This window comes from Halobacteriovorax sp., assembly GCF_041587335.1.
Taxonomy (GTDB): domain Bacteria; phylum Bdellovibrionota; class Bacteriovoracia; order Bacteriovoracales; family Bacteriovoracaceae; genus Halobacteriovorax.
Genome location: NZ_JBFGYP010000123.1, coordinates 1 through 8,560, shown reverse-complemented (window position 1 = coordinate 8,560; position 8,560 = coordinate 1). Strand labels below are relative to the sequence as shown.

At 35.7% G+C, this 8,560-nt stretch carries 7 protein-coding genes and 1 pseudogene; 4 read left to right on the top strand and 4 right to left on the bottom strand.

What is annotated here, in order from left to right; genetic code table 11:
* The 3 genes and pseudogenes from ABX784_RS13745 to ABX784_RS13735 all read right to left on the bottom strand — a co-directional run.
* Positions 1–393: pseudogene (locus tag ABX784_RS13745) on the bottom strand (hypothetical protein); the annotation flags it as partial.
* Entirely contained in the window at positions 377–1,528 is a 1,152-nt protein-coding gene (locus ABX784_RS13740; protein ID WP_372655630.1) for a DNA cytosine methyltransferase, read from the bottom strand. The gene ABX784_RS13740 and the pseudogene ABX784_RS13745, both read right to left, overlap by 17 nt.
* Positions 1,529–1,612: 84 nt before the next feature.
* Entirely contained in the window at positions 1,613–2,269 is a 657-nt protein-coding gene (locus ABX784_RS13735; RefSeq protein WP_372655629.1) for a hypothetical protein, read from the bottom strand.
* A gap of 158 nt (positions 2,270–2,427) precedes the next feature.
* Here ABX784_RS13735 and ABX784_RS13730 point away from each other — a divergent pair, with 158 nt between their 5' ends.
* Genes ABX784_RS13730 through mnmA form a run of 3 tightly spaced genes read left to right on the top strand, consistent with a single transcriptional unit; the run spans position 2,428 to position 5,993 of the window.
* Positions 2,428–3,657, top strand: coding sequence for an aminomethyltransferase beta-barrel domain-containing protein (locus tag ABX784_RS13730; protein ID WP_372655628.1), 1,230 nt, complete (start codon positions 2,428–2,430; stop codon positions 3,655–3,657).
* 2 nt (positions 3,658–3,659) lie between these two features.
* Complete coding sequence (locus ABX784_RS13725; RefSeq protein WP_372655627.1) at positions 3,660–4,793, top strand: M28 family metallopeptidase; 1,134 nt, start codon at positions 3,660–3,662, stop codon at positions 4,791–4,793.
* Between the two features lie 45 nt (positions 4,794–4,838).
* Positions 4,839–5,993, top strand: coding sequence for a tRNA 2-thiouridine(34) synthase MnmA (gene mnmA / locus ABX784_RS13720; RefSeq protein WP_372655626.1), 1,155 nt, complete (start codon positions 4,839–4,841; stop codon positions 5,991–5,993).
* Here the strand turns inward: mnmA and ABX784_RS13715 are convergent, their stop codons facing one another.
* Entirely contained in the window at positions 5,994–7,610 is a 1,617-nt protein-coding gene (locus ABX784_RS13715) for an alkaline phosphatase (RefSeq protein WP_372655625.1), read from the bottom strand. It abuts the gene before it with no gap.
* Between the two features lie 209 nt (positions 7,611–7,819).
* Here ABX784_RS13715 and ABX784_RS13710 point away from each other — a divergent pair.
* Positions 7,820–8,560 (top strand): transporter substrate-binding domain-containing protein (locus ABX784_RS13710; protein ID WP_372655624.1); only part of this gene is annotated, 741 nt, incomplete at its 3' end.

Here is an 8,560-nt window from a genome sequence, read left to right as displayed (position 1 = left end):
TTCATCAGATATTTGATCAAGAGCTTTTTGACCATTTGAGGCCTCTCTAAAGGCCTGAGTTGCTAGAGCACTAAATTCTGTTACTCCAAGCTCGATTGCAGTTTGCTTTAATTCTTTGAGCTCGCTAATTCCTTTTTCGAGAATTTTTTGTGAAAACGTGTTGTCGTTATCATATAACGATTGCTTATAACCAACAGCAGCTTGATCTTCAAAGAAAACCTCTACTATCTTACTTTCACAAGTATTAACTTTTGCCAGAGTCATTTTTGTAGAGCCTGAACCAATATCAAAGGCAGCTCTTTTTACAAGACAGCTTTTCTTCTTAGCAACTGAGCCACAACTTGCTAATACACTTAGAAGAATAATTAATAGAAAATTACTTCTTATAAACAAATGCTTTCTCTCTGACATATTCAATCTTTTGTTTAGAGTTATTCTTCTTTGTATTTTTTGATTCTTTTTGCATTAAGTATGACTTGTACATACTTTTTAGTGACTTTCCTATCGCCTTGGCCATTAGAGGTGGAACTGCATTTCCAATTTGTCTCCACTGTGCTGATAGAGGTCCCATGAATTCAAAGTCATTTGGGAAACTCTGTAATGCCGCAGCTTCTCTTTGTGTTAAGTATCTATGCTCAACTGGGTGATAGTAACTATGTCTATGAGTCATGATGGTTGGGCTTGGAAGACTTCTGTCTAATCTCTGGTACTTCGTTTGTCTAAAACGGTTCTCTCTAAGATTTACCCAGTCTACACCTAACTTTAACGAGGGAGTAAAGTACTTCTTTTCGTCAGCTTCATAACGAATACCTTTTCCTTCTGGAATTCTTTTTAATCTCTTAAGATCTATTTTTGACTTTATAAGAGCTTGCTCTAGATCATGATTAAGAGTTTTACCTGACTTCGTTTTTAAGTTGCTTAATGCATCTCCAACAGTCATTGGATCTCTATATGTTTTTGCTATAATTGTATCGTGAGTATGCTTAGGGAAAGTAATATCGCAATTAACTCTTGTTCCAATTAGAATTGTTCTTCTTCTTTTTTCTGGAACACCATAGTTTTGAGATGACATTACTTGAACGTCCATATCATAACCAAGAGTTTTGAATTTTTTGAAAATATTTTGAAGTGTCTTTTCGTTCTTTTTCGCTAGTAGTCCCGTCACATTTTCGATAACTACGAAGTAGGGCATTGTTGTTCTTACAATTCTACAGAACTCAAGAAATAGAGTATTTCTCATATCATCAGGGTTCCCAAGGCCTACTGTTGAAAATCCTTGGCAAGGTGGTCCACCAACAACAACATGTACGTGGTTTCCATCTAATTTCTTTAAAAGCTCTTTCTTAGTAAGCTTTGTTATATCACCACAATATGTTTGTGCATGCTTGTGGTTCTTAGCAAATGTCTCCATGGCATGCTTATTAGCATCTACACCTAAAACACATTTCATTCCTGCTAGCTCTAGTCCGCACGACAGGCCACCTGCTCCAGCAAAGACATCTATGAAGTTTAAAACATTCTTTGTCATTTCTTCTCTAAGTTGTGGGTTTATCTTTTAATTCCAATATATTATCGAATTAGCGTGGTAATTTTGTCAAATATTGAAGGGGATTTATGCGGCTTTTTTGGAATTATGTTCTGTTTTTTGAAAGTCTACAGTCGTGACATTTGAAGTATCGTGATGGCGCACTGGGTCTTCTAGGCGAAAGTGTCCATTTGGACCTTTACAGATTATTTTAGTTATATGTGTGTTCCACAAATTTCTTTGATCACTAGTCATAAGAATTGTTTGATTGAACTTTTCTTTACTAGCAAGTAGTGCATCAAAGAATATAGATTGGATGCTCTCGTCTAGAAACTTTTCTGGTTTCTCTAGGAATAGATAGTCAGTCTTGTGAAAGAGTATTTTTATAAGTGATATGATTTTCTTATCTTGAGTTGAAGCGTCCGGTGGATATATCTTTTCATCTTCAATACAGTCCATGAGCTTTGCCAGCGCATGATGCTCTTCTTTATGTAGAAGGTCACTAATAGACTTGTCTGTATTGTCTCTCATTCCGAGGTCTAAAAGTAGGTTTTCTTTAAGTGTAAGGTTTGACATCAACTCTGCACGCTCTTCAATATGCTTGAATCTGATTGGCCCACGTCTTCCACAATACTTGATAAAATGAATAAAGTCTTTGAGCTGACTCTGATTGTGCTTCTGGTTTCTTACCTCAAATAGAAGTGTGTCTCCAGCTAAGAATTGTGGTGTCTTTCTTGATATCATTGGTAATCTATCGGTATTTCTATTGATTATCTTTACTCTCAATAGATAGGATATATTTGCTTCGCTTCAAAATAGCCTGAAATTTGTTATAATTATCATTAGTTATACACCTAAACTATGTTGATTTTTTTTGTCGGATTAACATAAGGAAGTAGTAAATGAGTAACAAATCTAGCTCTAGTCAGAAAACTGTTCTAGTTGGTATGGACGGTGGTATTGAATCCACAGTTGCTGCTTATCTGCTAAAAAAGCAAGGGCTCAACGTTATAGGCCTTGGAGTTGTATTCCATGAGTATCCTTACAAGAGTTTAACAGTATGGACTCCAAAGTCACTAGACGGCATAAAGAAAATCTGTAATCAATTGGAGATTACTTTCTATGGAACTAATATTAGTTCCCTTTTTTATTCGAGAGTTATCGAGCCAGTCGTCTCTACTAGATTAGCGGCCGAGCAGTTCGAACCAGTTATTGCTTGGAATAAAGTTTTAATTGAAACGCTGCTGGAAAAAGCAAAACTTGTTGGTGCAGATCACATCGCCACAGGTCACAAGGCAAAGGCATTTAAGAATCAGGCAAGCGGAGTTTACAGTCTACTTGTTCCTGCTGATATTTCTCTGGATGAAACATACGGGTTGAGTCGCTTGTCCCAAGAAGAGTTATCAAAGGTCATTTTCCCTCTTGCTGAAATAAAGCATAATGAAGTTTTAAAAATTGCAAACCTTCTAGGAATAGAGTTTGTAAAAGATGATTTACAGAATAAAAAGAGAAGAAAAGGCTTTCTTTTTAATAAGTACTTTAATGAAGTTGTTGAGAAATTTACAGCTCCAAGCCTTAGAAAAGAAGGTCGAATAATTAGCTTTAGAGATGGGACAACAATTGTTGAGCATGATGGTGTTCATCACTATCATCTCAATCAAGAGGAGCTTCTAGGTAAGAAGGGATCTCCAATTGATAAAGCTCTAAAAGTTGTTAGGATCAATCCAAAACAGCAAGACGTTTTTGTCGACTACCCTGAAAAGTATCATTACACCCATTGTCGATTAATGAGATTTTCTCATGATCCTTCTATGGATTTATCTAAGCCTATAAATTGCTACGTTCAGATGGAGAGTGCTGGACCAAAAGTTCCATGTAAGCTGTATTTTAAAAATAATAGGGCCGTAGTTGTTGAGTTTGATATTCCTCAAGAAGGTGTTTGTCCTCGTGGTGGTTATCAAGTCTTTTATAATAAAAGAGCTATTGGAGCGACAGTTATAGGCTCTGGTGTTGTTAGAAGTTCTGGTTTTTTTGAAGAAGGGGACTACCGTGTCTACCCAAAAACGAGAGAAGAAGAAGAAGCATTCGATGAAGATAAACCTGTTAAAAAGAAAATACACTTAGAGTTTTAGTTATGAAGTATATATTAATTTTTATGATTCAATTTTACGCTTTTTCTGCTGACCCATATGTTTTAAGAGACTATGAAAAAAATATAAAAAATATTAACTCCGTTAAGTCAGTAGTAAAGAAGTATAAAAAAGATAATCTTCTAACTAACCTAAGAGGATTTGTCTCCTGTTGTAGACCTTCCAGAATGGTTGGGACAAAGTCTCATGATAAAGCTGCCACTTGGATTGTAGATAGGCTTAAAAAAATTGATCCCAATGGGCTCGTTATTGTTGATGAGTTCTCTCCTGATATTGAGCATGCTAAAAGTATTTATAGAGAAGACTTCCAAAGAGAAATTGCCAAAAATTACCCTAACACTTCTCCTGTCTATAAAAAGTGGAATAACTTCACTAACTCTATGGTTTCTAAGCTTGATAAGCTTAAGTCAGTAAAAGGAAAGAATATTATTTGGGAAAAGAAAGGCTCTTTGTCTCCTGATGAAGTCATCATTCTTGGAGCTCATTACGATACGATAAGCTATGACAAAGAAAACCTAGTTATAGATTATGAGGCTACTCAGCCAGGAGCCGATAATAACGGAACTGGAGTGGCCGCTCTTCTATCTCTTATTGAAATTCTCGCTGAAATAAATACTCCTAAGACTGTGAGAGTCGTATTCTTAGATTATCAAGAGTTCTCTTCTTTAGGTTCTAGAGCTTATGTGAAGAAGTATAAGGAAAGTCTTAAAAATGATAAATTTGCAGGCTTTGTTAATCTTTTAATGCTCGGTCACGACACAAAGAGAAATGATAAGAAGTCTAAAACTAATAACTTCAAAGTTTATACAAGAAAGAAATCTGATCCTCTCTATGGATTAGATTCTAAACTCGCTAAGAAACTTGTTTCGGCAGGGGATAGAACTCTGTCGGGAATGAGATTTAAGATTGATCCTAATGGATTTAACAGAAGTGACCATGTGAGCTTTTGGGATGAGGGACTACCTGCTATTATATTTACACAAAACTGGGAAGATGATCCAAACCCAAAGAATCATACTTCAAATGATTTTGTTGAGACTATAAATTTCAGAAGCTTAGAGAAGGCATTTAGATTTATTAGTGGAAGTATAATCGCTTGGACGTACGATATAATTTAGCCATACTACCTTTTCCTTACGTGAATTTCCTGATAGATAACTGTTATGACTACAGTGAATATATCAAATCAAACTAAGAGTAATGAAGACACAACAATCATCGTTGGAATGAGTGGTGGAGTTGACTCTTCTGTTTGTGCCGCAGTTCTTAAGGAACAAGGTTATAACGTTATTGGTATGTTCATGAAGAATTGGGAGGAAGAGGATGAAAATGGTGTTTGCCAATCTTCTAAAGAGTACGCAGATGTTATTTCCGTTTGCGAAAAGCTCGATATCCCATATTACTCAGTAGACTTTGTTAAAGAGTACCGTGATAACGTATTTAAGTACTTCTTAGAGGAGTATGAAGCTGGGTTTACTCCTAATCCTGATATCCTATGTAACAGAGAGATTAAATTTAAAGTCTTCTTAAACAAGGCCCTAGAGCTTGGCGCTGATTACCTTGCAACAGGACACTATTGTCAAAATAAAATAATCAACGGTGAAAATAGATTAATCAAAGGTAATGATCCAGGAAAGGATCAGACTTACTTTCTCTATACTATGAAGAAAGAAAAGTTGGACAATGTTATCTTTCCAATTGGTCATATCCCAAAGTCAGAAGTTCGAATACTTGCTGAAAAATTTGATCTATCAACTAAACACAAGAAAGATTCAACAGGAATTTGTTTTATTGGAGAGAGAAACTTCAAAAACTTTCTATCCAATTATATTCAAATTAAGCCTGGTAAGTTTGAAACTCTAGATGGCGTTGTCGTTGGAGATCACACCGGTTCTGCTTACTATACTATCGGCCAGAGAAAGGGACTAGGTCTTGGTGGCCCAGGTGCTCCTTGGTTTGTTGTAGGTAAGGATACTGAGCGAAATGTTGTTATAGTTGAAAGAGGTGAAGATCATCCTGCACTCTTCTTTGATGAACTATGGGCCAATGAGATCTCTTGGGTAAGTAATGAGTTAGATCTACCTCTACCTCTTAAATGTAAGGCTAAGATACGTTACCGTCAGGGTGATCAAGCATGTACAATTACTGAAATAAAAGATGGTGTTGTTCATGTTGAGTTTAGTGAAGCGCAAAGAGCAGTCGCACTTAGGCAATCAATTGTTTTCTATGTAGATATGGAAGGTGAGGAAGTCTGTCTTGGTGGAGCTATGATTTCTAAAGCAGGGAAATCTCATTATGAGAAATCCCTGAGCCTTTAATTACTTTATAACTGTTTTATATTCTTTTTTAAGTCCAAGTGCCTTAATTGTCTTTCTGCCTACTTCTGTAGAGTGAAGAAGACCGTTAAACTCCTCAGTTAGACTCCTTGGTCCAATCGTGATCATCGTTACTGGTGTCGAAGTGTGAGAAGCAGTTGCCCAAACTGAACTTTGCTTATGACCTAAGACTCTCGCAAAAATATTTGATCTTGTAATATCACCATATGTATAGAAGGCCGCAAAGTCTTCAATATGAGGAACTTCTTTGAGCCTAAGGTTCTTATGATCAGGTCTATAGAATTCATTTTTAGAGCTTTTCATTAATTGTTCAATATCTTTATCTGAAAATGAATACTGCATATGAGACTCAAAGTGCTCTTTCATATTTTGAATAGAACGCTTAGCTTTTGGCCATTTCTCTACATCTCTTATGAGATTAAATGTCGATCTTGACTGCTTGTAGAGTTTGTCTAAAGTTGAAAATTCACCATAGTTATAGTTTGATCTATAGTCCTCACCTTTAAATTTTGCTCCACTCATCTTAACTGGCTTTAGAACGTCATAACCACTGTAGCTAAAACCAAAACCGCCTGTCTCATGGTCGGCAGTAACGACGAGGAGAGTATCCTCTCTTCCTTTCATCCACTTATGCAGAAGTCCAAAGAGGTCGTCTGCTCTAAGCATTTCGTGTAGTAGAAGGCCTGTGTCGTTTCTGTGACCTGCCCAATCAATTTGACCTGGTTCAATCATTAGAAAGAATCCATTCTCACTGTCTTCTAAATTATCTAGTGCTGCTGATGCCATCTCTGTAAGAGTAGGGATAACTCTATCTTCTTTATTTTTATTTTGTGTATTCCATATTCCGTCAGGCATTGCAGAACTTTCAAATAGTCCTAGGACTTTTCCTTTTTCTACTTTTTCTAAAGATTTTCTATCAAATGCTAATTGGTAACTTTTATTACTCGCGACCTCTAGAAGGTTTACATCATCTTTTCTTTTTGAGCTTAATGGAAGGTGAGAAGGTATAAGGCCTCTAAGTTCAGCATCTTCTTTGGCATTTTTTGGTAGAAAATGTCTTAGCCCACCAGAGAGCATGATGTCTGGTCCAACTTCCAGCATCTCTTTAGCAATAGCGTTCTCGTCATTTCTTGAAACATTATGAGAAGCGTAAGAGGCCGGAGTAGCATGAGTAATTCTAGTATCAGAAACTAAACCTGTCCTTAGTCCTTTTTCCTTAGCAAGCTCTAAGATTGTTTTTGAGACTTCCCCGTTGTGATCTAAACCTACAACTTCTGGAAGTGAATACTCACCTGTTGAGTATTGAGTAGCTGAACAGGAAGAATCTACAACGAGGTTTCTGCCTGGGTTTGTCATCACAGTACTCAATCTTCCTGCTGACATTAGTTTTTCAAGATTTGTTACTCTGTTAGTAAAGTGTGGCTCCTTAGAGTGCTTAGCAAAGAGTTGTAACATGGATAACTGCTGTGGACCCATTCCATCACCAATAACGAAGATGACATTTTTAATCTTTCCGTTAGTTTGGTAATAATCTTTCTCAGTTTTATTACAAGAAGAATATATAAGTAACATTAATAAGAATGGGAGAATTCTTTTCATCGCTAAACCTTTGTAAGTATTATGGTAATATATTACTTATTTTATATTACTTTTAAAGAGGTAATGGAATACGAGTTTTTAAATTTAATACTTTTTAACCTTTTCCTCATATCTATAATATAAAATTAGAGAATCAATAGAAATTAAGGTTATTAGGTAGAGATAGAGTAAATAATATTGGCCTATCTTGATTATTGTGGAACTGTAATATGAAATACGTATACATAGTATTTACAACATTATTATTTATTTATTCAAAACCATCTTTCTCTAGTTCAGATAATAGAGTTCCACCTGTCCTTAGGATTGGAACTATGGACCTAAGGCCATATGGATGGAGAGATAAGACTAAAGTAAAGCATGGAATTATTTTTGAAATGAACGAAGAACTAGGGAAAAGACTTGGGCTTCCTTATGTAAATAAAGTGATTCCATTTAAGCGATTAATCAAACTTCTTGAGGATGGTAGTATTGATATCATTTCAGCACAAGCTCATGAGGAAGTATTGAGTGTTGGTGAGAAGCTAGAGGTACAATTTGAGATTGATGTTATTGCCGGAACTCGAAAAAATTCTAATATAAAATCAATTCAAGATTTCAAAGGAAAGCATTTAGTTTATCACCGATCAGCTTCTTATAAAGAGCTTGAGGGACTACCTAGTCGTATCATCTATGTTAATGGCTATAGGCAAGCGCTTGGATTTCTTCATAAGAATAGGCATGCTGATGCAGCAATCTTCTCTGAGCCGGCGTATTACTATTGGATGAAGGATATGGGACTTTCTCGAAAGGACTTTGGAAATGTTATAATGATTACTCCCAATAAGAAGCAGTGGATTTTTGTAAGAAAAGATTTAAATATTGAATTAAAAAATAAAATAAAAGAAACCGTAAAAGAAATTTATAAAGAAGACCTCTATAAAAATCTCTTAGTAAAGTACGGTAAGAAC

Excerpts from the sequence above, each read along its gene's own strand:
- ABX784_RS13740 (WP_372655630.1), bottom strand. The coding sequence starts at position 1,528 with ATGACAAAGAATGTTTTAAACTTCATAGATGTCTTTGCTGGAGCAGGT.
- ABX784_RS13735 (WP_372655629.1), bottom strand. The coding sequence starts at position 2,269 with ATGATATCAAGAAAGACACCACAATTCTTAGCTGGAGACACACTTCTA.
- ABX784_RS13730 (WP_372655628.1), top strand. The coding sequence starts at position 2,428 with ATGAGTAACAAATCTAGCTCTAGTCAGAAAACTGTTCTAGTTGGTATG.
- ABX784_RS13725 (WP_372655627.1), top strand. The coding sequence starts at position 3,660 with ATGAAGTATATATTAATTTTTATGATTCAATTTTACGCTTTTTCTGCT.
- mnmA (WP_372655626.1), top strand. The coding sequence starts at position 4,839 with ATGACTACAGTGAATATATCAAATCAAACTAAGAGTAATGAAGACACA.
- ABX784_RS13715 (WP_372655625.1), bottom strand. The coding sequence starts at position 7,610 with ATGAAAAGAATTCTCCCATTCTTATTAATGTTACTTATATATTCTTCT.